The organism is Lacibacter sp. (genome assembly GCF_035299325.1).
In the GTDB taxonomy this organism is placed as follows: Bacteria; Bacteroidota; Bacteroidia; order Chitinophagales; family Chitinophagaceae; genus Lacibacter.
Genome location: NZ_DATGWT010000004.1, coordinates 511,359 through 532,753, shown reverse-complemented (window position 1 = coordinate 532,753; position 21,395 = coordinate 511,359). Strand labels below are relative to the sequence as shown.

At 40.8% G+C, this 21,395-nt stretch carries 22 protein-coding genes; 16 read left to right on the top strand and 6 right to left on the bottom strand.

Annotated elements, in window-relative coordinates:
• Positions 1-77 precede the first annotated feature (77 nt).
• From VK159_RS04110 to VK159_RS04060, 11 genes are all read left to right on the top strand, one after another.
• Positions 78-1,400 carry an aspartate kinase gene (locus VK159_RS04110; protein ID WP_324228872.1) on the top strand — a complete coding sequence of 441 codons (1,323 nt, stop codon included), beginning with the start codon at positions 78-80 and terminating at the stop codon, positions 1,398-1,400.
• 57 nt (positions 1,401-1,457) lie between these two features.
• Positions 1,458-2,315, top strand: coding sequence for a hypothetical protein (locus VK159_RS04105; RefSeq protein ID WP_324228871.1), 858 nt, complete (start codon positions 1,458-1,460; stop codon positions 2,313-2,315).
• 49 nt (positions 2,316-2,364) lie between these two features.
• Complete coding sequence (locus tag VK159_RS04100) at positions 2,365-3,597, top strand: proline dehydrogenase family protein (protein WP_324228870.1); 1,233 nt, start codon at positions 2,365-2,367, stop codon at positions 3,595-3,597.
• A gap of 86 nt (positions 3,598-3,683) precedes the next feature.
• Positions 3,684-4,478 carry a thymidylate synthase gene (locus tag VK159_RS04095; RefSeq protein WP_324228869.1) on the top strand — a complete coding sequence of 265 codons (795 nt, stop codon included), beginning with the start codon at positions 3,684-3,686 and terminating at the stop codon, positions 4,476-4,478.
• Positions 4,479-4,546: 68 nt separating this feature from the next.
• Positions 4,547-5,047, top strand: coding sequence for a dihydrofolate reductase (locus VK159_RS04090; protein ID WP_324228868.1), 501 nt, complete (start codon positions 4,547-4,549; stop codon positions 5,045-5,047).
• Between the two features lie 67 nt (positions 5,048-5,114).
• Complete coding sequence (locus VK159_RS04085; RefSeq protein WP_324228867.1) at positions 5,115-5,915, top strand: O-methyltransferase; 801 nt, start codon at positions 5,115-5,117, stop codon at positions 5,913-5,915.
• A 5-nt stretch (positions 5,916-5,920) separates the two neighbouring features.
• Positions 5,921-6,436 carry a hypothetical protein gene (locus VK159_RS04080; RefSeq protein WP_324228866.1) on the top strand — a complete coding sequence of 172 codons (516 nt, stop codon included), beginning with the start codon at positions 5,921-5,923 and terminating at the stop codon, positions 6,434-6,436.
• Positions 6,437-6,552: 116 nt separating this feature from the next.
• A complete protein-coding gene (locus VK159_RS04075; protein WP_324228865.1) occupies positions 6,553-7,662 on the top strand; it encodes a Re/Si-specific NAD(P)(+) transhydrogenase subunit alpha in 1,110 nt (369 codons plus the stop codon).
• A gap of 25 nt (positions 7,663-7,687) precedes the next feature.
• Positions 7,688-7,996, top strand: a complete 309-nt coding sequence (locus tag VK159_RS04070) for an NAD(P) transhydrogenase subunit alpha (RefSeq protein WP_324228864.1) — start codon at positions 7,688-7,690, stop codon at positions 7,994-7,996.
• A 36-nt stretch (positions 7,997-8,032) separates the two neighbouring features.
• A complete protein-coding gene (locus VK159_RS04065) occupies positions 8,033-9,445 on the top strand; it encodes an NAD(P)(+) transhydrogenase (Re/Si-specific) subunit beta (protein ID WP_324228863.1) in 1,413 nt (470 codons plus the stop codon).
• Between the two features lie 16 nt (positions 9,446-9,461).
• A complete protein-coding gene (locus VK159_RS04060; protein ID WP_324228862.1) occupies positions 9,462-10,883 on the top strand; it encodes a methyltransferase RsmF C-terminal domain-like protein in 1,422 nt (473 codons plus the stop codon).
• 79 nt (positions 10,884-10,962) lie between these two features.
• Here VK159_RS04060 and VK159_RS04055 read toward each other — a convergent pair whose 3' ends face one another.
• The 3 genes from VK159_RS04055 to VK159_RS04045 all read right to left on the bottom strand — a co-directional run bounded on the left by VK159_RS04055 (position 10,963) and on the right by VK159_RS04045 (position 13,784).
• The gene (locus VK159_RS04055; RefSeq protein ID WP_324228861.1) at positions 10,963-12,606 is read right to left on the bottom strand and encodes an ABC1 kinase family protein; all 1,644 of its coding nucleotides are present in this window, start codon (positions 12,604-12,606) and stop codon (positions 10,963-10,965) included.
• A gap of 105 nt (positions 12,607-12,711) precedes the next feature.
• Positions 12,712-12,999 carry a YtxH domain-containing protein gene (locus VK159_RS04050; RefSeq protein WP_324228860.1) on the bottom strand — a complete coding sequence of 96 codons (288 nt, stop codon included), beginning with the start codon at positions 12,997-12,999 and terminating at the stop codon, positions 12,712-12,714.
• A 149-nt stretch (positions 13,000-13,148) separates the two neighbouring features.
• Entirely contained in the window at positions 13,149-13,784 is a 636-nt protein-coding gene (locus VK159_RS04045; protein ID WP_324228859.1) for a ribonuclease H family protein, read from the bottom strand.
• A 93-nt stretch (positions 13,785-13,877) separates the two neighbouring features.
• Here VK159_RS04045 and VK159_RS04040 point away from each other — a divergent pair, with 93 nt between their 5' ends.
• Complete coding sequence (locus VK159_RS04040; RefSeq protein WP_324228858.1) at positions 13,878-14,858, top strand: LysM peptidoglycan-binding domain-containing protein; 981 nt, start codon at positions 13,878-13,880, stop codon at positions 14,856-14,858.
• Positions 14,859-14,974: 116 nt separating this feature from the next.
• Complete coding sequence (locus VK159_RS04035) at positions 14,975-15,331, top strand: hypothetical protein (protein WP_324228857.1); 357 nt, start codon at positions 14,975-14,977, stop codon at positions 15,329-15,331.
• 46 nt (positions 15,332-15,377) lie between these two features.
• On the opposite strand, the gene VK159_RS04030 is transcribed toward VK159_RS04035, so the two are convergent.
• The 3 genes from VK159_RS04030 to VK159_RS04020 all read right to left on the bottom strand — a co-directional run bounded on the left by VK159_RS04030 (position 15,378) and on the right by VK159_RS04020 (position 18,071).
• Entirely contained in the window at positions 15,378-16,376 is a 999-nt protein-coding gene (locus VK159_RS04030; RefSeq protein WP_324228856.1) for a methionyl-tRNA formyltransferase, read from the bottom strand.
• Positions 16,377-16,541: 165 nt separating this feature from the next.
• On the bottom strand, positions 16,542-17,369 hold the full coding sequence (locus VK159_RS04025) for an AAA family ATPase (RefSeq protein WP_324228855.1): 828 nt from the start codon (positions 17,367-17,369) through the stop codon (positions 16,542-16,544).
• A 24-nt stretch (positions 17,370-17,393) separates the two neighbouring features.
• A complete protein-coding gene (locus VK159_RS04020; protein WP_324228854.1) occupies positions 17,394-18,071 on the bottom strand; it encodes a metal-dependent hydrolase in 678 nt (225 codons plus the stop codon).
• A gap of 196 nt (positions 18,072-18,267) precedes the next feature.
• Between VK159_RS04020 and VK159_RS04015 the strand changes: the two genes are divergently transcribed.
• The 3 genes from VK159_RS04015 to VK159_RS04005 all read left to right on the top strand — a co-directional run bounded on the left by VK159_RS04015 (position 18,268) and on the right by VK159_RS04005 (position 21,278).
• The gene (locus tag VK159_RS04015; RefSeq protein WP_324228853.1) at positions 18,268-19,524 is read left to right on the top strand and encodes a metallophosphoesterase; all 1,257 of its coding nucleotides are present in this window, start codon (positions 18,268-18,270) and stop codon (positions 19,522-19,524) included.
• A gap of 70 nt (positions 19,525-19,594) precedes the next feature.
• Positions 19,595-20,599, top strand: coding sequence for a hypothetical protein (locus VK159_RS04010; RefSeq protein ID WP_324228852.1), 1,005 nt, complete (start codon positions 19,595-19,597; stop codon positions 20,597-20,599).
• Positions 20,600-20,696: 97 nt separating this feature from the next.
• The gene (locus tag VK159_RS04005) at positions 20,697-21,278 is read left to right on the top strand and encodes a porin family protein (RefSeq protein ID WP_324228851.1); all 582 of its coding nucleotides are present in this window, start codon (positions 20,697-20,699) and stop codon (positions 21,276-21,278) included.
• Positions 21,279-21,395: the final 117 nt, after the last annotated feature.

Sequence of the window (21,395 nt, the reverse complement as noted above, 5' to 3'; positions counted from 1 at the left end):
ACCATGAACAATGAACAACTGGTCGTCTGTCGTCTATCGACTGTGGACCAAATTAAAACATAAATAAACCTACGGTAATGAAAGTGATGAAGTTTGGCGGTACCTCAGTGGGAAAGCCTGAAAGAATGCACGATGTAGCAACCCTGATTACTCGTGATAATGAAGAAAAGATTGTGGTATTAAGTGCCTTGAGTGGCACAACCAATTCGTTGGTTGAAATTGGTGCGGCTATGGCAAACGGCGACAGAGCTGCTGCCAAACAGGTAATTGATAAACTGGATGCACACTATCAAACTTTCATCAGCAACCTGCTTGCAACAGAAGAAGCACAAACAAAATGTCGTGCAATTATTGCTGAACATTTTGAATTCCTGAATATCATTCTCAAAATTTCGTTCAACGAAGCGTTGAATAAAGATATTCTGGCACAAGGTGAATTGATGAGTACAAAAATGTTCAGCTGTTACCTGGAAGAAAAAGGAATCAACCACATGTTGTTGCCTGCATTGGATTTCATGACGATCGATAGTTATGAAGAACCGCAGATCGGCAGCATTAAAGTAAAGCTGAGTCAGTTGTTGAATCAGAATAAAGACAAAAAGATTTTTATTACACAAGGATATATCAGCCGCAATGCAAGAGGCGAAGTGGATAATTTAAAACGTGGCGGTAGTGATTACAGTGCCTCATTGATCGGTGCTGCTATCAATGCATCGGTTTGTGAAATATGGACCGATATTGACGGTATGCACAACAACGATCCACGTATTGTAAAGAAAACAGTTGCCATTGAGCAGTTGAGTTTTGATGAAGCTGCTGAGTTAGCTTACTTCGGTGCAAAAATTTTACATCCTGCATCCATTTGGCCGGCACAGCATTATAAAATTCCTGTGAAGTTGTTGAACACCATGCAGCCTGATGCAAAAGGCACACTCATTACAGAAGAAGCAGGAAGCGTTGGTGTAAAAGCGGTTGCTGCAAAAGATGGCATTACTGCTATTAAGATCAAGAGCAGCCGCATGTTGTTGGCGTATGGTTTTTTACGCAAAGTGTTTGAAGTGTTTGAGAAATACCGCACATCGATCGATATGATCACTACTTCCGAAGTAGCTGTGTCATTAACCATTGATAACAGCACACATCTTGATGAAATTATCCGTGAACTGGAACCATTCGGTACAGTTGAGCTGGATAAAGACCAGGCCATTGTAAGTATTGTTGGGAATGAAATTGGCAAAACAGAACATATTCTTTCGAAATTATTCGAAAGCATTGCCGATATTCCTGTACGGATGGTGAGTTATGGTGGCAGTCCGCACAACGTTTCGTTGCTTGTACCTGCGTCATACAAAACACAAACCTTGCAGATATTGAATAAAGGAATTTTCGGTTTGGATTAACAGAATTAGTTCATTCTTTATTTTTCAATTAAGCCCGTAATTGTATCTTGAGCAAGTATGCAGTTACGGGCTTTTCTGTTTTTGGTTGTTATTATGTTTTCTTCAACATTGCTTGCGCAAAACCTTGCAGGTGTTTGGGAAGGAAGTTTTTTATTGAACGCAAGCAAGAAGCAAAAGATGAGTGTGCGTGTGGAGTTGATGGAAACGGATGGCGAGTATATCGGCATTATTTATTCCCGTGGGTTTGACAAGAACACTTCCTTTGGTTGCGATTATCTTGTTGGCGGTCGTATGTATGATGGAAAAATAAGTCTGGTACGGAAGGAAGTGATGCGTGGTGTTGCAATGTCGAAAACTGATTGTGCTTTTTTTGAAGAGCTATACTTAACTGTTTCAACGAATGCTTCAGGAACACAGGTAAACGGACGATGGTATTGGCGGGGTGATGCGTTCGATTCCTTTTCAGCTGTTAAAACCGACTCGGTTATATCCGAGTTTACAAAAGACGAAATCGGGGAGTATATTCAGGATCTGTATAAGCAGTTTGAAGAGCAGAATATTTTGCTGAAGCCGGAAAACAGGCTTTATCAAAAAATTGGTGAACTGGAAATTGATAGCAATGATATTCTTCTGGAGTTTACTTCAATTGACAAAAACATACACGATTCTATCACTGTTTTATTTAATGGTGATGTGATTGCAAATGAACATGATCTTTCAAAACGCCCATTGCGCATAAGACTGAAAGAATTGACGCCCGGTGTAAACGATATTATCGTCATTAGTCAATCGATTGCGCAAAACAAGCTAAACATTCGCCTGAACGTTAAACAACAGCAGCTGGTAAAGGAATACACCGTTGAACCCGGGTTTATTCGGAATTCATTGTTACTGCTTAAACGGAAGGAGAACTGAACTAGCGCTAGTTTTTCTACTATATTTGCTGCCTCTAATCGTAGATAGCATGCCGAACAATTCCAAAGTTTCTTTCGAGAATACAGCTAACGCATTTGAATATAAGAACGACCAGCAACTGAAGAAAGCACATTTCCTTTTTTCATCAATGGGTTATCAATGGCTGGTTGATATTGGTACAAGAATTACTCCCTGGGCTATTAAGGCCGGCTTGCCGGTAAAAGGTCTTATCCGCAGTACATTATTCGAACAATTTGTGGGTGGAGAAACATTACAGGAAACGGCAAAGGTTGCTGACAGGCTTGAAGAGTTTCATGTGCAGGTAATTCTCGACTACGGAGTGGAGGGTGGCGATTATGGTGAAGATGAAAAAGACCATGCCTGTGATGAATTTATTAAAGTAATTGACTACGCTGCAACACAGGCAAATATTCCGTTTATGAGTGTGAAAGTAACCGGCGTTGCACGGTTTGCCTTGCTGGAGAAAATGGACGACCTGATGAGCAAGGATACAGGCACATTGATCCGTCGTTATGAACATGCATTGGAACGTCTTTCTGCTGAGGAACGTACCGAATGGCAAAGGGTATGTAACCGTATGGAACGCATATGCTCTGCAGCTTCCAATAAAAAAGTGGGTGTGTTGATCGATGCAGAAGAAACCTGGATACAGGATCCGGTTGATGCATTGACCATGCTCATGATGGATCAATACAATAAAACAACAGCAGTTGTTTACAATACTGCCCAACTTTATCGCCACGACCGTTACCAGTTTGTACATGACTGTTACGAAGCTGCCGAGAAACGCAACTTCATTCTTGGTATTAAGCTCGTTCGTGGTGCGTATATGGAAAAGGAACGTAAACGGGCAACTGAGATGAATTATCCTTCACCGATTCAACCCGATAAAGAAGCCTGCGATGCAGACTATAATCGTGCTGTTGAATTTTGTATTCAGCATGTTGATCGTATTGCTGTCATTGTAGCTACACATAATGAGTACAGCAATCAACTGGCAGCTGAATTATTACACAGCAAAGGCTTGCCACATAATCATTCGCATGTGCATTTCAGTCAGCTGTATGGCATGAGTGATCATATCACCTTTAATCTTGCCAAAGAAGGCTATTCAGTAAGTAAGTACCTGCCTTTTGGCCCAATTGACGATGTGGTGCCCTACCTTATGCGCCGTGCACAGGAAAACAGTTCTGTAAGCGGGCAAACAGGGCGGGAACTTCTGTTGATCAAAAAGGAACTGGCAAGAAGAGGAGTGAAGTAATTCATCTGTGACTTTCTCTGTACACAATCAATCCACACCTATCGGCTGTCGGCTAATGGCTAGCGGCTTTTCTTTACCTTGCACCCATGCAACAATACCTTTCTTTACTGCAGCATATATTGGATAACGGGGTTGAAAAAACCGACCGCACAGGTACGGGTACCAAGAGTGTGTTTGGTTACCAGATGCGCTTTAATTTAAGTGAAGGATTTCCGTTGGTGACCACGAAGAAAGTACACATGCGCAGCATTATTCATGAACTGCTCTGGTTCCTGAAAGGCGAAACGAATATTGCTTATCTCAAAGAAAATAATGTAAGCATTTGGGATGAGTGGGCAAATGAAAACGGCGAGCTTGGTCCGGTGTATGGTAAACAGTGGCGCAGCTGGGAAGGAGCTAATGGAGTAGAGATCGACCAGGTGAAAGATTTGATTGATCAGATCAAAAAAAATCCTGACAGCCGTCGTTTAATTATCAGTGCATGGAATGTAGCTGATCTGCCTAAAATGGCCTTAATGCCTTGTCATACCATTTTTCAGTTTTATGTGGCTGAAGGAAAATTAAGTTGTCAGCTTTACCAACGCAGTGCCGATGTGTTCTTAGGTGTTCCATTTAATATCGCATCGTATGCATTACTGACGATGATGATCGCACAGGTTTGCGACCTTGAGCCCGGTGATTTTGTACATACCTTTGGTGATGTGCATATTTACAGCAATCATATGGAACAGGTGAATCTGCAATTGAGTCGCACGCCATTTCCATTACCAACCATGAAGTTGAATCCAAACGTAAAAGATATTTTCGAATTCAAGTTCGAAGATTTTACATTGGAGAATTATCAAAGCCATCCGGCAATAAAAGCGCCGGTAGCAGTATAATTTAAGATTGCAGATTTCCGGTTTTAGATTTGTTCGTGATCTGCAATCGTCATTCTAAAATCTGAGATGTGACTATAAGTTTAATCGTCGCTGCATCTTCCAACAACGCCATCGGTCGTAACAACGAATTACTGTGGCATTTGCCAATTGATTTGAAGTTTTTCAAAAACACTACCTGGGCATTACCCGTGATCATGGGTCGCAAGACCTTTGAATCAGTTGGCAATAAGCCATTAACCGGGCGAACCAATATTATCATTTCAAGACAGGAAGGCTTGACTTCTCAATATGATAATGTGTGGTTTGCTGCTTCGCTTGATGAAGCAATTGAACAGGCGAAAAAACTCGAGACAAAAGAGATCATGATCGCAGGTGGTGCACAGATCTACGAACAGGCATTGCCTATCGCTAACCGTATTTATTTAACCAGAGTGCACGTACATTTAGAAGCAGATGCGTTCTTTCCGGAATTTTCTGTTGATGAATGGGATCTTACACGCAGCAGTGATTTTGAAGCGAATGAAAAACATGCTTACTCATTCTCTATCCAACAGTGGGATAGAAAGTAATGAGTGATGAATATCGAGTGGCCCTCCTGATTCCTAACTCCTGATAACTAATTCCCGGTGTTTATTTATGTATTCAGCAATTCAGCTAGGTAAAAAATATCTTCGTTATTATTTCACTGCTGCCAACGGCAAAGGTCATGGTATTCATTCGCCGTTTGTCTTTGACCTCGTGGTAAAAGTGCTGAATGATAAAACGAAGTATGCCGCTTACAAAGAAGTTGAACAGCAACGAAGTTTATTGTTGGGAAATGAGGCGATCATCACCGTTGAAGATTTTGGTGCAGGCTCAACGAAAGGTTTAACGAAGCAACGGGTGGTGCAGCAAATCGCTGCTACATCACTTAAGCCAAAGAAGTATGCACAACTGTTGTATCGGTTGGTGAATTATTTTCAACCAGAAATAATACTGGAACTTGGTACATCATTAGGCATCACGACTGCTTATCTGGCAAAAGCAAAGCCAACTGCAACGGTTACAACCATGGAAGGTTCTGCAGCGATTGCGGAAATAGCAAAACAACAGTTTCATGAATTGCAGTTGAATAACATCAACATGGTTACCGGCAATTTTGATGAAACACTGGAGATGGTGATCGATAAAACAGAACAGCCTTTCAACTTTGTTTTTATTGATGGTAATCATCGCAAAGAACCAACGCTCCGGTATTTTGAACAACTGCTTGCGAAGACAGATCGTGATACTGTGTTTGTGTTTGATGATATTCACTGGAGTAAAGAAATGGAAGAAGCGTGGGAACATATCAAACAACATGCAGCAGTAACCCTGACGATTGATCTGTTTTTCATTGGCATTGTGTTTCTGCGAAAAGAGCAAAAGGAAAAAGAACATTTTGTGATCAGATTTTAACTGCCATGAAACATCAACAAATAAAATACGTACGTGCATTTGTGATCATGTCTTTGTTTGCACTGTTCAGAGTACTTTTAATGGCGTTTTCTTATTGGTCGATTCAGCAAATGAACAGCAGAGTTGATCAAGAGTTTAAAACTTCTCCTTCCATCGTTTTTCAATTCGCTACGATATTTCCTATTGTGATTTTGTTTGCGGAGGCAACCTGTTATCTTGTATTTCGAAACCGGTTGTTCATTCGACGGTTTGTTCGCTTCCATTTATGGATGACGTTTGTGTCATCGTTTCTTTTCCCAATAATCCAATTTGCAGGATATGCACTTATTCCGATAATTTATCCGTCAGACGAAATCTATGCCTTTCAGGAGTTTAACCGCTGGGGTATGTTTATCGGTTGGTTTATATTTGGAATAGCACGTTTGTTTTTTATTGCTGCAATGCTAAGATCTGTTGCTTCACTCAACGAGAAAGAATCATCAACTGAGCCAACCGGGTACCTCGATGATTTTTCCAATTAGAAATAATGTTATAACGATCATTTGTGTTCAACAAGGGTTTGTATGTTACATTGCGGACTGTGCAAAAAATCAATATCTTCACAACTTCACAAACCAACTAACTTAATCGGCATATTATGGTCATTGGTGTATTAAAAGAACCGGCTCACGAAACGAGGGTGTCAATCATTGCTGAGTCGGCGGCGGCTTTAGTTAAAAAAGGAATTATGTTGTTTGTTGAAAGTGGCGCCGGTGAATTGGCTTATTGCAGCAACTCCGCTTATGAACAGGTGGGCGCACACATCAGAACAAGAGAAGAAGTGCTGAAAGGCGCAGATATTATTCTCACTATTCATGCTCCAACTCCTGCTGAGATTGATCAACTCTCATCAAAAATTCTCATTGGTGTTTACCAGCCATTAATGCATGTGGATGCCATGAAAAACTGGGCAGCAAAGAATATTACTTCTTTTTCATTGGATATGCTGCCACGCACAACACGTGCACAATCAATGGATGTGTTGAGTTCGCAGGCAAACATAGCGGGTTATAAAGCCGTATTAATGGCAGCAAATTTATATCCCCGTTATTTTCCTATGTTTATGACAGCGGCAGGAAGTATTAAACCGGCGAAGGTGTTGATACTTGGTGCCGGTGTTGCCGGTTTGCAGGCTATTGCAACAGCCAAACGTTTAGGTGCTGTTGTAGAAGTGTTCGATACAAGACCTGCAGTAAAGGAAGAAGTAATGAGCCTCGGTGCAAAGTTTGTGGAAGTGGAAGGTGCTGCTGATGCAAGTAAGGCTGGCGGGTATGCGGTTGAACAAACCGAAGAATACAAACAGAAACAACAGCAACGAATTTCGGAGAGTGTTGCGAAAGCAGATATCATCATTACAACTGCACAGATACCCGGTAAAAAAGCACCGATCCTGATCACAGAAGAAATGCTGAAATTAATGCAGAATGGTTCTGTTATTATTGACCTGGCAGCTTCTACAGGCGGTAATACACCTTTCACGAAAAACAATGAAACTGTTGTTGTAAACGGCGTGAGCATTGTAGGTAATTCCAATCTGCAGGCAACAATGCCGTCGGATGCAAGTAAGTTGTACGGAAAAAATATATTCAACTTTTTACAACTGATCATTACCAAAGAAGCATCCATTCATCTGAATTGGGAAGATGACCTCGTGAAAGGCTCCTGCATTACACATAACAACGAACTTGTTCACGAACGTTTAAAATAATTCACTCACACATCATTCAACTACTATGGAAAGTGTTCTCAACTTTATTTCAAGTAACGAGCAGATGATCTACATTCTGATGCTGGTGATCTTTCTTGGCTTTATTGTCATCAGTCGTGTACCGGCTGTGTTGCATACGCCATTAATGAGTCATGCAAACGCCATCAGCGGTGTGGTAATTATTGGTGCCATCATTGTAATGGGGCGTGCTGATGCTGATAATTATGCAGCATTGATCCTTGGGTTTTTAGCGGTGGTACTCGGTGCCGTTAACGTAGTAGGTGGCTTTGTGGTAACCGACCGCATGCTGGAAATGTTTAAAAAGAAAAAATAATCCGTTACGGAGTAAATCATACAAACTGACTGAATAATGGGAGTTTCAATTTTAAGTATCATTTATATTGTTGGTGCCATCACATTTATCATTGGATTAAAAATGATGTCGCATCCTGATTCTGCACGCAAAGGAAACATCATTGCAGGAGCTGGAATGGTAGCCGCTATACTCGGTACTATTTTCTTGTATAAAAATGCAGATGGCTCAGGCTTACAAAATCATCTTTGGATATTTGGTGCAATTATTATCGGCACATTGTATGGTGTGATCGCTGCCAGGAAAGTAAAGATGACAGGTATGCCTGAAATGGTGAGCTTGTTCAATGGATTGGGTGGCGCAAGTGCTACGCTCATCTCGGTTGTTGAATTCAATCATTTAGCAGAACTGAATTTTCCTGCTGAATTATCAACACCCGGTACAATGGCAATTTTGTTCTCTGGAATTATTCTCGGCAACATCACCTTCTCAGGCAGTTTAATTGCATGGGCCAAGTTGAGTGGTAAATTAAAAGACTTTGCATTCCAGGGACAACATATTGTCAACATCCTTTTACTGCTTGCAAGTATTGTATTATCAGTCTATATAAGTTCCGATCTGCAATCAGAAAATACAACCATCTTATTCGCTGCTGTATTTCTCATCTCACTTATATACGGAGTATTGTTTGTAATGCCTATTGGTGGTGCAGACATGCCGGTGGTAATTTCATTACTGAATTCATTGAGTGGATTGAGTGCAGCTTGTGGAGGCTTCCTGTTCGATAATAAAGTTGTTTTTACGGGCGGTATCCTTGTTGGTGCAGCCGGTACTATTCTTACCGTGTTAATGTGTAAGGCGATGAACCGCTCACTGACAAATGTATTAATTGGTTCGTTTGGCGGAAGCAAAGCAGCGGCAGGAAATAAAGAACAAGGTGCATATAAAGAAATCAGTTTAAATGATTCTGCTGTTGTAATGAGCTATGCAAATAAAGTAATGATCGTTCCCGGTTATGGATTGGCTGTAGCGCAGGCGCAACACACTTGTCATGAATTACAAAAAATGCTGGAAGCAAAAGGCGTGGACGTAAAATATGCCATTCATCCTGTTGCGGGACGTATGCCCGGACATATGAATGTATTGTTGGCAGAGGCAGATGTGAGTTATGAAAAACTATTGGAAATGGAACAGAGCAACGAAGAATTTCCTTCAGTTGATCTGGTGTTGATACTTGGTGCCAATGATGTGGTGAATCCTGCTGCAAAATCTGATCCTTCTTCACCAATATACGGTATGCCGATTCTTGATGTGGGATTGGCAAAGAATGTGGTGGTAGTAAAGCGTAGTATGAAACCCGGTTATGCAGGTATTGAGAACGATCTCTTCTTTCAACCCAAAACATCGATGTTGTTTGGTGATGCGAAAAAAGTATTGCAGGATCTGATCACGGAGATCAAGAGCATATAGTTTGTACTTTCGCAACATGCAACTTCCTGATTTACTCTTACAGTCAATTGAACACACCAAAGGGTTTGATAAAACTGCTTTTGAAGAAGTGCATGCAAGTGGAGAACAAGTTGTGTCGGTGCGCATGAATCCTTTGAAGTTACCAATGCTGAATGGTGAATGGGTATTAGGCAATAGACAAGAGGCAATTGGCAATAAGCAAGAAGAAATTCATCATTCATCATTCATCACTCATCAACCCGTTCCCTGGTCCTCATCCGGCTACTATCTCAGCCAGCGTCCTTCGTTTACACTTGATCCGTTATTACATGCCGGTGCGTATTATGTACAGGAAGCCAGCAGTATGTTTTTAGAACAGGCGTTAAAGCAATCAGTTGAGCTTGATCAACCTTTACTTGTACTGGATCTGTGTGCCGCACCCGGTGGTAAATCAACATTACTGCAATCTGTTATCAGCAAAGAAAGCTTATTAGTGAGTAACGAAGTCATTCAGACAAGAGTAAATATTCTCAAAGAAAATATTATCAAGTGGGGTGCAGGAAATGTAGTGGTGACGAATAATGATCCCACTGCTTTTTCAAAGCTGCACGGTTTGTTTGATGTGTTGGTGATTGATGCACCTTGCAGCGGCAGTGGCTTGTTTCGTCGTGATGCAGAAGCGATCAAGGAATGGAGTGAAGATAATGTACAGCTTTGCAGTCAGCGGCAACAACGCATCTTAGCCGATGCATGGAATTGTTTGAAAGAAGATGGCGTATTGATCTATTCTACCTGTTCTTATTCATCAGAAGAAGATGAAGAAATACTGGATTGGGTGATGAAAGAGTTTAAAGTGGAAAGTTTAGAGTTGAAGGTTGAAAATGAGTGGAACATTGATGAGGTACAATCAACAGCAGGTGCTTATGGTTATCGTTTCTGGCCATACAAAGTAAAAGGGGAAGGTTTCTTTATTGCTGCGTTTAAAAAGAAAGAATCAGCAGATCAACTTCGTATCAAAATCAAAACAACACAGCTTGCATCAAAACAGGAAGCAGCGATTGCAGCAAATTGGATCAGTTCATCAGAAGGGTTAACCTTCATCAAACAGGGACAAAACATTGCAGCCATTCCAACACAATGGAACGAAACAATTCAATACCTGATGCAGGAATTAAAAGTGCGTTATGCGGGAGTGGAGTTGGGCACTATTGCAAAGAATGATCTGCTGCCTGAACATGCATTGGCTGTATCAACTATTCTTAAGGAGGATGTTGTAAAAGTGGAGCTTACGCTTGAACAATCATTAGACTACCTGCGTAAAAATGAAATCAACATCGAGAATCCGCACAAAGGTTGGGCATTGGCAGTGTACAACAACTTTCCACTTGGCTGGATGAAATTACTCGGAAACCGTATCAATAATTATTATCCGAAAGAGTGGCGCATTTTGATGAGATAGCAGACCACAGACGATAGACCACTAAATGTTCATAGTTCATAGTTGCCTAACCAACTCATTACTCATCATTCATCACTCATCATTTGAATTTCGTATTGAACAACAGTTTAAACCCTGTCCAGATAAGAATAGCAGCCGTGCTGTAGAATAATACTTTAATACCGCTGCTCTCCGGTTGATAGATCATGAGCAATGTTGCGCAGATCATCAGCAAACCGAGAATAAACACAAAAGCAAGACGATTAAAGTTCTGCCGTAATGCTTTGTTAGTAAAACTATCTTCTCTGAAATTGATCTCATGTTTCAATACACCGGTGCGAAGATTATTGACGATCTCTTTTATGTCGGTAGGCAGGCGATCAACAATGTAGAGATAATCCTCTGCTGAATTGATCACTTTATTTACAATTGTATCAAAACTGAACTTCTCTTTGATTTTTTCTTTAGCAAATGGTTCGATCATGTTAATGAGTGAAATATCTGCTTCCAATGCTTCGGCAAATTTTTGAATTGTGCCGAGTGCTTTTAACAGCATGTATAAGTTAGTGGGCACTTTCAATCCATGACGTAAGATCACTTTAAACGTATCGGCCAACAGGCTGGAAATATCTACTTTTTCATAAGGGATATAACTGTATTTCTGAATAAGTTCACTCACTTCAAATTCAAGATCTGCATGGTCTTTATAAAAATTGATATTCAGCAAGGCAAGCAATGCTTTTGTAATGCGATGCGTATCCTGCCGTGCAAAGCCCAGCATAAAGTTGATGAGTGCCTGTATCTGCGCAGGTTTTAAACTGGCTGTCATGCCATGATCGAGCAATACCACCTGGTTATTTTCTCTTATGAGTAGATTGCCCGCATGCGGATCGGCATGAAAAAATCCATGCTTCAGGATCATTTTTAAAATGATCTGTGTGCCATTCAATGCGATCTGCTTTGTATCGAAACCCTTTGCCAGTAATTCTTCTTTTGCATCAGGTTCTATACCTGTTACAAATTCCATCACCAGTATTTTTTGTGTGCTGTACTGACTGTACACTTTTGGTATGTAACAATACTCATCATACTTGAACATTTCAGCAAAACGCATCATGTTCGATGCTTCATTGGCAAAATCAAGTTCTTTTTTCATGATATTGCCGAAGTCTTCCACAAATTCAATCACATTAAAGCTGGCTAATTCAGGATATGATTTCACCACCTGTTCAGCCAATACTTTCATCAATACAAGATCAATGGAAATTTTTTGTTTGATATGCGGCCGTTGTACTTTTACTGCCACCATTTCGCCACTACGTAGTTTACCTCTGTACACCTGTGCAATAGATGCAGATGCAATGGGGTTATGGTCGAGATGTTCAAAAACTTCGTGAATAGGATCGCCCAATTCTTCCTCCATAATGCGCCATGCATGTGCCGTATCAAATGGCTTGGCAGAAGTTTGCAGTTTCTTCAGTTCATTTCTTAATTGCTCACTTACAAGATCAGGACGATCAGCAACGATCTGTCCAAACTTTACAAAGGTTGGCCCCAGGTCTTCGATCATCAAGCGCAACCGTTCTGCACGTGTAGTGAGATTGCTGCCTTTCGGATCGAATACTCTTCTTAGAAAACGGTTATTGTTGATCCAGTTGCGGATAGCATGTTTGCAAATGATCAATAGAATACTGATAAGCCTGATGCTGTTCCTGAATAAACGATTGACCCTGAATATCCACATACAATGTTTTTTAACCTGTGAAAAATGGGTAGAGGACTTCTAATAACTCAGTAAAATACAAAAGGAGCCGGTAACCGACTCCCTTTATTTGCATCCGATACCAATTTAAGAGACCAGTTGCTCCTTTATATGATTACCGGTTAGCTTCGTTGCCTGCAATATTTCAAGCACACGTTTCCTTGTATCTTCTTTCAAACCTGCAATTTCATGTTTAAACACTTCCTTCAGTTCTTCTATATCAGAACTGCTGTTTCTTACTTTGTACAGGCGTTCTTTCAGATCATCGAATTTTTCACTGATCATGTTACGGATGGATGTTCCACTTTCAGGGGCCATCAGCATACCAACTGCTGCACCTGCCGCTACGCAGGCAAGAATTAACTTCATACTCATAATGCTGTGTTTTAAAAGGTGAATAATGAACACATAATTTCAAGAACCTTGCCAAAAGATAATCGCAGCGGGAAAAGGCACAGGGCACAAGGCACAAGCCGATAGGTAACAATAAACTGAAAACTAAAAACCACAAACTAAACTAGAAGCTATTTGCGTCCGAAATCAGCCGGATTTTCGCCCCATGCTTCCGTTTCCCATTTTAAAATTTTATTACGGTAGTTATTTTCCTGCAACCAGTTTTCTGCTCGATGGATCAGATCAAAGATGTGTTGTGTTTTTGCTGACTGCTCCAAATTGGTTTTGCATTTTTTTGCTTTCACCCAACCAATGGCATTGCGGCTATCGCTGTAAATGGGCATGCTGTGCAGCTCGTGTTTTTTGCAATAACCCAATGCATGTACAATGGCTAAAAATTCACCAATATTGTTGGTGCCGTTTGCCAATGGACCCATGTGAAAAATGCGGGTATTGGTTTTGTAAAGAATGCCCTGGTATTCCATGTCTTTCTGCACACTGTTCCATGCAGCATCAACGACTATACTTTCGTGAATAGGAGTGCCAACAGCAGAAAGATCTTTAGTGCTTTCTGTTTTTTCTTTCTTGTAGATATGTTTGGCAAAGTGCTCTTTGTAAGCCTGCTCAGCTTCTTCCTTTGAAGTAAATGATTTGTAGGCAGCACCCGTAAATCCTTCTACCTGCTGCTTGCAGTCGTTCCAATTGGTATAAATGCCGGGTTCTTTCCCTTTCCACACCACGTAATATTTGGGTTTAATATTGCTCATGTGGATGCAATGTTAGCAAAAGAAACGTTAAGCTTTTCTTTGGTATGGTTCTTTCATAGAATTATGCATCTTTGCAACGTAAACTATGTTCCCATGAAGAGAGCCTTTTTGTTTTTCAGTTTGTTTTTTTCTGTTCTTGTTGTTGCTGCACAAACCACTCCTTTAGTGGCGCAGTTAGATAACCAGGGTAAACCGTACCTCGTACACAGTATTGGCCCCAAAGAAAATTTTTACAGCATTGGCCGTATTTACAATATCAGTCCACGGGTGTTTGCGCCTTATAACGGACTTGAGTTGACGTCACCCTTGAGTATAGGTCAGCAAATACGCATTCCCTTGAATGAAGTGAATTTCTGGCAAACAGGTACACGCAAAGAAAATGAAACCGTTGTTCCGGTTTACCATACAGCAAAAGCAGGCGAAACGCTAACAAAGCTGAGCCAGTTGTTTGGAACAGATAATGCTTCCATCAAATCATGGAATAACTTAGAAGCAGTGAGTGCAGGTAACAAAGTGATCGTTGGTTTTCTGAAAGTTGATAAAACATTATCACCACTTGCAGCAAAAGGTATGAATGTGCGTAGCGAACCGAATGTGGTAAATCAACAAACCAAACCAGAGCCAAAGGTTGAAGAACCGAAGAAGCAGGATATTGTTGTGAAAAAAGAAGAGCCAAAGCAGGAGCAACCCAAACCTGAAGTAAAGAAAGAAGAACCAAAAATGGAAGTTACACCGGCAAGCTATGGTGGTAACGGATTTTTTAAAGATGAGTTTAACCGCCAGTCGAATAACGGCCGCCGCACAGATCGCAACAATGGCCCCGGTTCTGTCTTTAAAAGCACGAGCGGCTGGAGCGATGGAAAATATTATGTGTTGATGGATAATGTTGAAAAAGGAACCATCATCATGGTGCGTAATCCCGCCAACGGAAAAGCTGTATATGCAAAAGTGTTGGGCAGCGTGGAAGAAACAAGTCCGGGTAGTGGTTTGCTGTTTCGCTTAAGTAATTCTGCGGCAGCACAATTAGGTATTAGTGCTGAAAAGTTTAATGCGGAGTTGATTTGGGGGAAATAAGCTTGTCTTAAATAACTATGACAAAGTTCAATTACTTTACTTATCTCCTGTGTTGCATAGTTTTAGTTTTGTTCCTTGCTGTTGCATTTAGTCTGCCAAAGTATATTCCAATAATAATGGAAAAGGAGCAGAATAGAGTGCCAATGTATATTGGTGTTTCATTAATTGTCATTGGGGTGATGTATGGGTTAATTGTCCTTTTTGACTTGTTGATAAGATATCGCTACAGTATTAAAATAAAAGCAGGTGCTCTTTTTATAAAGGATGCAATATTCTTTAAGCAAGAGGAAATTTATCCTGATTTTATTAAAGGATATTACCTTGACACGTATGTTTACAATTGGACATTTGAAACTCTTATTATTGAAACATATAATGGGCAAAGGTTTCGGATTATAAATTTATTCTCCCTCAACTATGACAAGTTTAAAAAAATATTAGCTGCCAATAGAATTAAAAAGCTTGGCTATTGAATAAGTTGAAATCCGAATTGTCACTTTTGTTTTCAGTGAAACATTCTTAGCTCCTGTATCCCCTCAAAAAATCTTCCACCAACATTTTCTTTTTGCCTTCGAGTTGTAATTCCAATACCTGCACATAGCCGTTACTGCAGGCAAACTTTAAATAAGTTTTGCCATCGGTTTCAAAAGCTCCGCTTTCTTGCTGTGGGTTGGTTGTTATTTCTTTCTTCGACCGATAGATCTTCATCATCTTTCCATTGAACATGGTAAACGCACCGGGAAAAGGAGAGAGGCCACGGATAAGATTATGCACTTCTTCCACTGTTTTGCTGAAATCTATTTTGCAGGTATCGGTGAAAATTTTGGGGGCATGCTTGAGCGATGAATGATGAATGATGAGTGATGAGTGCTCAGTTTCAACTTGTCCATTACTCATTGCAACTTGCTCATTGCCTATTGACGATTGCGGTTTCTCCTCCAACGTTCCGTTCACCAAACCTTCTACAGTTCTTACCAACAACTGAGCACCAATTTCTTTCATACGATCATGCACTTCACCTGCTGTTTCATCTTCACCAATAGGAAATGATTCCTGTAGCAAAATATCACCTGTATCAATTTCGTGTTTCAGTTTAAACGTGGTAACGCCTGTTTCTTTTTCACCATTGATCACTGCCCAGTTAATAGGCGCTGCTCCACGGTATTGCGGTAATAAACTTCCATGTACATTCACCGTACCCATCTTTGGCATGTTCCAAACCGCCTCAGGTAACATGCGGAATGCAACTACGATCTGCAGATCGGCACGCAATGCAATTAATTCTTTCAGGAAAACAGGATTCTTCAGTTTCTCCGGTTGCAATACAAACAGGTTATGCTCTGTTGCATATTTTTTTACTGCACTTTCCGTCAACTTCATTCCACGACCCGCCGGTTTATCGGGTGCTGTAATAACACCAACCACATTATAACCTGCTTTCACCAATGCATCAAGTGATGCTACTGCAAACTCAGGTGTACCCATAAAAACAATGCGTGGAGATTCTTTCGTTACCATAAAACAAAAATAAAGAGAAAGCAGCTAGTAATTTTTTTGCCAAGAAGACACAAAGGCTCTAAGCTGCAAAAAGAAGAAGAAAAGACGATTTTATTGATTGAAGACGAATGAATTTTTCTTTGTATTCATTCCTGTCTTCGTGACGAAACTTGTAGCGAATGGCTATCAGCTAGTGGCCTCTTCTTCCTCATCCATTTCAATAACCTTGTCTACCTGGTTGATCTTGGTGAGGTTGTTACGTTGCAGAATTTCTTTGGCAAGATTAAGATAGTTTACAGCGCCTTTACTTTCACTATCGTATAAGATCACCGGTTTGCCAAAGCTTGGTGCTTCGCTCAAACGGGTATTGCGGTGAATGATCGAATCAAATACAATTCCTTCAAAATGGCGGCGCACTTCACTAACAACCTGGTTACACAAACGCAAGCGACCATCATACATCGTCATCAGAATACCTTCGATCACTAATTGTGGATTCAAACGGCTTTGAACGATCTTGATGGTGTTAAGTAATTTACCCAATCCTTCCAATGCAAAGAATTCAGTTTGTACAGGCACCACCACTGCATCAGCAGCAGTTAATGCATTTACAGTTATTAAACCAAGTGAAGGAGAACAATCGATGATAATGAAATCATATTCATCTTTCAAGGGTTGCAGTAATTGTTTCATTACCGATTCACGGTTGGGCTGGTTGATCATTTCAATTTCAGCACCCACAAGGTCAATATGCGATGGAACCAGGTCAAGATTAGGAATTTCTGTTTTCAACACCACGTCTCTTACATTGGCACCGTTCACGAAACAATCGTACAGACTTTGCTGTACATTATGCAGATCGAACCCAACACCGGTAGTACTGTTCGCTTGCGGATCAGCATCTACCAATAATGTTTTGTATTCGAGTACGGCAAAACTTGCAGCGAGATTAATTGCTGTTGTGGTTTTACCTACACCACCTTTCTGATTCGCTATTCCAATTATTCGACCCATAGTTTCTACTCTCAGTTTTCAATTTCAAATTTTGATACTTTCACCAATAGCCGGCAGTTTCAATTCCAGCCCATTACGTTGAAAATGTTCTTTTACCGCCTCTTCATCAATTACAATGTACGGAAAGGTATTATAATGCACGCCGAACACTGTGTGGCAACTGATCATATGTGCTGCTCTTGCTGCATCTTCATAACCCATCGTGAAATTATCGCCGATAGGCAAAATACAAAATGCTAATGGACTGCCTTGCGGTACCAATTGCATGTCGAGGGTAAGAGCCGTATCGCCACTATAATAAAAATTCTTTCCGCAGTTAATTACAAAGCCCATCGGGTTGCCGCCATAAGTTCCGTCGGGCAGGGAAGAGGAATGTTGCGCCGTAACACATTTCACGGTTCCAAACTCGAATGCTTTTTTTCCTCCCGTATTCATGGGATGGATGTTTTCTACTCCCTGTTTTTGCAGCCACACATAAACCTCCCAATTACAGATCACCAAAGCGCCGGTACGTTTTGCGATCGATACACAATCTGCTATATGATCTTCATGGCCATGGCTCACCAGGATATAATCGGCTTCAATGCTGTTTACATCAACACCGGCCGCCAATTCGTTGGGAGAAATAAACGGATCGAAAAGTAATTTCTTTCCTTTCACGTCTATGCTAAAGCAGGAATGGCCGTAATATGTAAACGTCATCTCGGTAAAACGGGTTTGATCAAACTGAAAAACAAAAACTTGTGTAGGAAAACACAGTCAATGCCATCCTGACAAAAATAAGGGTTCAGGCTAATATTCGGGAACAATACTTATCCCCCGATGTTATACTGAAACCTACCTAACTGTTTGAAATTTAACAGCAGGGTGTTTGATTTATTTCTCAATTTTGAAACTTATGCGACGTTTAGCCGGTTCATGGATCTTCCTGATCATTTTTTTGCTGATTGATATTTACGTTTTCCAGGCACTGCGTGCAGTAGCCGATACCTGGGCACCACGCACCCGTTTGATCGTGTTTGCAGTTTACTGGGGCATCAGCATCCTCTCATTTGCGTTGATGCTGAGTATCACGTTTACGAACTACGAAACCTGGCACAAACTCCTGCGCACTTATGCCTTTGCCGTAGTGATTGGTTTGTTTTTAGCCAAGCTCCTGGCTAGTGCTTTCTTTTTGGTGGATGATGTGCGCCGTGTAGTGCAATGGGCAGGTAGTTTTATTTTTCCGAACTGGAACCCCAAAACAGCCGGCACCGGAACAGGTATTACACGTTCCATGTTTTTAAGCTGGGCAGGTTTGGCAGTTGGTGGTGGATTATTCACATCGCTCATTTATGGTTTCGGCAATAAATACAAATACAACCTGCAAAAAATTGCGATGAGTTTTTCGCATCTGCCCAATGCATTCAAAGGGTTTAAGATCATTCACGTGAGTGATATTCATAGCGGAAGTTTTACAGATAAAGAAGCGGTGCGTAAAGGCATTGAGAAGATCAATGAACAACAGGCCGATGTGGTATTGTTTACGGGTGATCTTGTGAACTACAGTGCAGATGAAATGAAAGAATACATGGATGTTTTCTCCGGATTGAAAGCGAAGCATGGTGTTTATGCAACATTGGGTAATCATGATTATGGTTTTCCAACTGGTGCAACAAGAGAAGAAGTAAAGGCAAAACAATTGGCCAATGCAAAAGGAGTGGTGGATGTACACAAACAGTTAGGATGGAAAACACTCAGTAATGAACATGTGGTGTTGGAAAAGGACGGTGAACAGATAGCGATACTCGGAGTTGATAATACAAGTGCGAAAGCCAATTTTCCTTCGTTTGGTAAGCTGCCTGAAACACATGCTGCGGCAAAAGATATTCCGTTTAAAATACTCATGAGCCACGATCCTTCGCATTGGAATGCGGAAGTAACATCGGAGTTTAAAGATATTGCCCTCACACTGGCTGGCCACACGCATGGGATGCAGTTTGGCGTGGAGATTCCCGGTTTCCGGTGGAGCCCTGTGAAATACGTGTATAAGCAATGGGCAGGATTATATGAAGAAGCGCAGCAGAAACTGTATGTAAACCGTGGCTTTGGTTTCATTGGTTACCCCGGCAGGGTGGGTATTTTACCCGAGATTACGTTGATAGAGCTTAGCTGATTTTTTAGCTCCATTAAACTATATTGCAGCAGGTTGGTCTATGGTTTGCAACCAACCGCCCTATTCCTTTATGCTGAAACCGCTTATTCTGTTTCTGACGATCTGCTGTAGTTTATTTTCTGTGCATGCACAGGAAACAAAAACCGATTCAACGGCCATCAATGTCGACTCTCTTGAACGGGAGATCAATGCATTTCTGGATATGTATGATTCGCTGAAAGCTCCTAGAAGTTATTTGCTGGTATCGCTTGGTGTTGGTAACACACAGTTCAGTGTACGCAACGTGGCGTTGAATGCGCAACAGTCGGCAACCAATCTCAGCATTACACCCACAATTGGTTATTACCATAAAACAGGTTTAGGTATTACTTATAACAATTACCTGCTGGTTGAAAAAGGCAAAACAGAATTACTGCAACACGCCATTACATTTTCTTACGATTACCTGAAAGGCGAAAATGCTTCTTACGGTATATCATACACGAGATTTTTCGGGAAGAAGGAATTTGTAAATGCATCATCTCCTTATGATAATGATGTACTGGCCTACTTACAGTTTGGTAAAAACAAATTGCAGGGTGGGGCCATGCTTGGTTTTTCGGGTGGCCGTTACCGTGAAACATTGCAATACCTAGATTCGCAGCAGGTACGCATGCCTTTGACAAACCAGTTGGTTACACAATACTATTATGTAAGTGATACCTCTGATGTGCTCATCAGGGATCTGTCCTTTATTCCTTATATGCGTTATAACCAGGTGCTTGATGGTATTGGAAAGAAAGATTATTTCAATCTGCAATCAACACTGATGATCATTGGCTCACGAAGTAACGTAACCATTGATTCAAAAGGAAGTATTCGTCAACGACGCTTACTTGATCGTAGCCGTAACTATTCAGAAACCTACTCTCAGAAAAGTGCTTTCCAGTTTCAATCAGTAGGGTTGCAACTGGATGCCAGTTGGTATATTGGTAAATTCTTTCTGAACCCGCAGGTATATTTTGATTATTACCTGTTAAGCAGTGAAAACAGATGGAGTGCATTGTATAGTGTACAAACCGGGTTTATGTTTTAAGAAAGTTTTGCATGGTTCTTCTTAACATATTTTTACAGCGTTAAAGAAATGATTGGCACTTATTTCGCCGTTAATACAACAACTAAAATCAAATCGAATGAAAAAGTCTCTTGTAATCCTTCTTGTAGCAATCACTGCATCAGCAACTTCGTTTGCACAATTCCGTATCGGTCCAAAGCTGGGTGCTAATATTGGTAAAATTGAGGGTAAAGGTTTTGATGAACAATATAAGCTCGGTTATCATCTTGGTGCATTTGCTGAAATTCCATTAGGGAAGAAATTTGCAATTCAGCCTGAGGTATTATGGAACCAGATCAATTCCGATACTGCATCCGGATTCAAAGCTATTTATCAAAATCTTGATGAGAACGTAAAAAATCCTCAATTGAATTATCTGAGCATTCCTTTATTACTCACTTACAAACCAGCTAAGGTATTGTCACTGCAGGCCGGTCCTCAGTTTGGCATCTTGTTGAATAAGGATAAGACTTTTATCGACAACGGTAAAGAGGCCTTCAAGAGCGGCGACTTTTCAATGCTGTTTGGTGCGCAACTGAACATTCTACGTGTGAGAATATATGGCCGTTATGCAATTGGATTGAATAATATCAACGATTTGCCAAACCAGGAGCAGTGGAAAACAACCGGATTCCAGCTTGGCGTTGGCTTAGCACTTTAAAACTTACATTCACTATAAAGCAAAGCTCCCCGTTTAACGGGGAGCTTTTTATTTGCGGCCATCCATCAACTTTTCCTCTTCTTAACAGAGTTGTTGGCTTCAATCTTTTATATTTAC

Bases quoted from the DNA above. Each gene is read 5' to 3' on its own strand.
- VK159_RS04030 (WP_324228856.1), bottom strand. From the start codon at position 16,376: ATGGTAACGAAAGAATCTCCACGCATTGTTTTTATGGGTACACCTGAG.
- VK159_RS04015 (WP_324228853.1), top strand. From the start codon at position 18,268: ATGCGACGTTTAGCCGGTTCATGGATCTTCCTGATCATTTTTTTGCTG.
- VK159_RS04040 (WP_324228858.1), top strand. From the start codon at position 13,878: ATGAAGAGAGCCTTTTTGTTTTTCAGTTTGTTTTTTTCTGTTCTTGTT.
- VK159_RS04045 (WP_324228859.1), bottom strand. From the start codon at position 13,784: ATGAGCAATATTAAACCCAAATATTACGTGGTGTGGAAAGGGAAAGAA.
- VK159_RS04070 (WP_324228864.1), top strand. From the start codon at position 7,688: ATGGAAAGTGTTCTCAACTTTATTTCAAGTAACGAGCAGATGATCTAC.
- VK159_RS04085 (WP_324228867.1), top strand. From the start codon at position 5,115: ATGTATTCAGCAATTCAGCTAGGTAAAAAATATCTTCGTTATTATTTC.
- VK159_RS04010 (WP_324228852.1), top strand. From the start codon at position 19,595: ATGCTGAAACCGCTTATTCTGTTTCTGACGATCTGCTGTAGTTTATTT.
- VK159_RS04105 (WP_324228871.1), top strand. From the start codon at position 1,458: ATGCAGTTACGGGCTTTTCTGTTTTTGGTTGTTATTATGTTTTCTTCA.
- VK159_RS04035 (WP_324228857.1), top strand. From the start codon at position 14,975: ATGGAAAAGGAGCAGAATAGAGTGCCAATGTATATTGGTGTTTCATTA.
- VK159_RS04025 (WP_324228855.1), bottom strand. From the start codon at position 17,369: ATGGGTCGAATAATTGGAATAGCGAATCAGAAAGGTGGTGTAGGTAAA.
- VK159_RS04050 (WP_324228860.1), bottom strand. From the start codon at position 12,999: ATGAGTATGAAGTTAATTCTTGCCTGCGTAGCGGCAGGTGCAGCAGTT.
- VK159_RS04095 (WP_324228869.1), top strand. From the start codon at position 3,684: ATGCAACAATACCTTTCTTTACTGCAGCATATATTGGATAACGGGGTT.
- VK159_RS04055 (WP_324228861.1), bottom strand. From the start codon at position 12,606: ATGTGGATATTCAGGGTCAATCGTTTATTCAGGAACAGCATCAGGCTT.
- VK159_RS04100 (WP_324228870.1), top strand. From the start codon at position 2,365: ATGCCGAACAATTCCAAAGTTTCTTTCGAGAATACAGCTAACGCATTT.
- VK159_RS04075 (WP_324228865.1), top strand. From the start codon at position 6,553: ATGGTCATTGGTGTATTAAAAGAACCGGCTCACGAAACGAGGGTGTCA.
- VK159_RS04065 (WP_324228863.1), top strand. From the start codon at position 8,033: ATGGGAGTTTCAATTTTAAGTATCATTTATATTGTTGGTGCCATCACA.
- VK159_RS04020 (WP_324228854.1), bottom strand. From the start codon at position 18,071: ATGACGTTTACATATTACGGCCATTCCTGCTTTAGCATAGACGTGAAA.
- VK159_RS04080 (WP_324228866.1), top strand. From the start codon at position 5,921: ATGAAACATCAACAAATAAAATACGTACGTGCATTTGTGATCATGTCT.
- VK159_RS04110 (WP_324228872.1), top strand. From the start codon at position 78: ATGAAAGTGATGAAGTTTGGCGGTACCTCAGTGGGAAAGCCTGAAAGA.
- VK159_RS04060 (WP_324228862.1), top strand. From the start codon at position 9,462: ATGCAACTTCCTGATTTACTCTTACAGTCAATTGAACACACCAAAGGG.
- VK159_RS04005 (WP_324228851.1), top strand. From the start codon at position 20,697: ATGAAAAAGTCTCTTGTAATCCTTCTTGTAGCAATCACTGCATCAGCA.